The 2196-nt window shown below is 40.6% G+C and carries 2 protein-coding genes; both read left to right on the top strand.

What is annotated here, in order from left to right:
* Positions 1–166 precede the first annotated feature (166 nt).
* Positions 167–1342, top strand: a complete 1176-nt coding sequence (locus MIB40_RS19335; protein WP_249697140.1) for an AAA family ATPase — start codon at positions 167–169, stop codon at positions 1340–1342.
* Positions 1339–2082 (top strand): HNH endonuclease, encoded by a 744-nt coding sequence (locus tag MIB40_RS19330; protein WP_249697139.1) that lies wholly within the window; start codon positions 1339–1341, stop codon positions 2080–2082. The genes MIB40_RS19335 and MIB40_RS19330 overlap by 4 nt, the downstream gene beginning before the upstream one ends.
* Positions 2083–2196 lie beyond the last annotated feature (114 nt).

Here is a 2196-nt window from a genome sequence, read left to right as displayed (position 1 = left end):
TCATCGGGCTGGGAATCCGGTAACTAGATGCCACTAGCTACGGGCTTCACTTTAGACAAAGAAGAGAAATCAAGGAAATTTAACCATACAAGTTGTTCAACGTGACGCCTGGCGGCGCACGTTACCAAGGCGTTAAGCGATACACCCACCCAGGAATGGAATTAACATGAAAATAAAGTCGATAGATATCGAAGGCATTGGTGGAGTCAAAAATCTGCACATTGATTTTGATAATCATATGAATTTTATATGCGGTCCCAATGGTATAGGTAAGACTACAATTCTAGAATGTGTGGCTCATTCCTTTTCGGCTAGTAATACAAATATTCTTAAGAGAAACGTCTCAAGTGCTCAAGGAACATTTAAATCGATTATCGAAACAGAAAACGGTGACCAACAGTCAAATGTTCGAATCGCTGACTTTGATCCAGATAAGCAATCAAGCATTAATGGTTTGCACCAGTATTCGGAAAAACTACTTTCGCTAAAAGTCACCAGAACGTTTCAATATCAACCCCTTCAAGCAGTTGCGAAAGACACAGATAAAAACATTAACACGTCTTATCAAGAGGCTAAATCTGGAGTAAATATTAACGAAGTCAAAAATTGGTTTGTGAATCGATACTTGTATTCAGCTCATGAAGGGGCGTTGACTGTAGAGCAACTGCACAACCTAGAAATAGCAAAAAAGGCCTTCTCATTACTAAGCGAAGGGTTTAGCTTTAAAAAAGTACTCGCATCTTCTAATGAGATAATGGTTGATTCTCCAAGTGGCGAAATCTACTACGAATATTTGTCATCTGGGTTTAAGTCTTGCTTGTCGATTATTTTTGGAATTATTAAAGATATTGAACTTCGCTTTAAATCCCCTTGCATAAAAGCTGATGAATTCGATGGGATTATTCTAATAGATGAGCTTGAGCTTCATTTGCACCCTGAATGGCAAGCAAAAATTGCTGGAATATTGGTCGATGTTTTCCCAAAAATTCAGTTTATAACGTCAACGCATAGTCCTCATATCTTGCAGAATGCTAAGCCAAATGAAATTATTGCATTAGCTTCGAATGATGATGGAGTTTATAGAAGGCAGCTGAATGGAGGCTCTTATGGCTTTCAAGGTTGGACTGTAGAAGAAGTGCTTACCGATGTAATGGGCATGGAAGATACAAGAACTGATACCTACAAAGAAAAGCTTTCCGAATTCGAGAAGGCGATAACCGAAGAAAACTATTCTGCAGCTGAAGCAGTCTATAAGGAATTAGACAAATTGCTTCATTCTGAAAACTATCTTAGGAAGCTACTCAAACTTGAGCTAATTTCCATTCGGGAGGTTGGCGAGTGATTAAGTTACAAAGAGTTCTGGCTCCCACCTACCTAACTGTTGAAAAGGTCGCAGAGTTAACTGCTGAGTTCAAAAGTAGCGGAAAGTCTGTTTGGAATCACCATCACATCAAAGAACCTCTACTTTGTTCTAGCTTTGGCAAGTGCGCATATTGTGAATGTCCACTAGAGACAGAGAGTAACTATATGGAGGTTGAGCATTTCGAAGATAAAAAAAGCAATCCAGATAAGGTGGTTGATTGGGAGAACCTCTTACCATCATGCAAAAAGTGTAATAGCTCTAAGGGAACCCATGATGTAGTGGCAGACCCTATTGTAAATCCCTATCGAGATGATCCTAAAGATCACTTGGCTCTCCGTCTCTACAGATTGAGGGGTATTTCGGAAATTGGAGCCTGTACAATTCAGGTTACCAACCTTAATCACTCAGATCGTCTGGTATTTAGCCGTTATAAAATCGGGGAAAAAGTCAGCGAGCTTATTGAAACGTCATGGGAACGGTGGAACGCCTATCAAGTAGCTGTTGATACAAGAACAAAGAACAGGCTACTGGGCGTAGTTGAAGGTTTATTAAGAGAGTGCGTCCCCCAGGCAAATTATGCAGCATCAACAGCCACAATGCTGTTGACGGATAGTAGCTTTCTAGAGCTAATAGATAAAATGAAAGAAGCTTCAGTGTGGCCGGAAGATTTAGAAAACCTGCTCCAGAACGCTCTACCAATTGTGCTCAAATGCGCTTAACAAGCGCATGTTGTCGGACTGTGAACCTCCCCCGCTTTAACGGATACCAACATCTAACTGAAGATGAGGTATCCAATGCCACGCTACAACAATCCAAGAAGAACCTGGCAGTAC

Source organism: Aestuariirhabdus haliotis, assembly GCF_023509475.1.
GTDB classification, from domain to species: Bacteria; Pseudomonadota; Gammaproteobacteria; order Pseudomonadales; family Aestuariirhabdaceae; genus Aestuariirhabdus; species Aestuariirhabdus haliotis.
The sequence above is the reverse complement of the archived record's forward strand: the minus strand, read 5'-3'. Positions and strand labels throughout refer to the sequence as shown.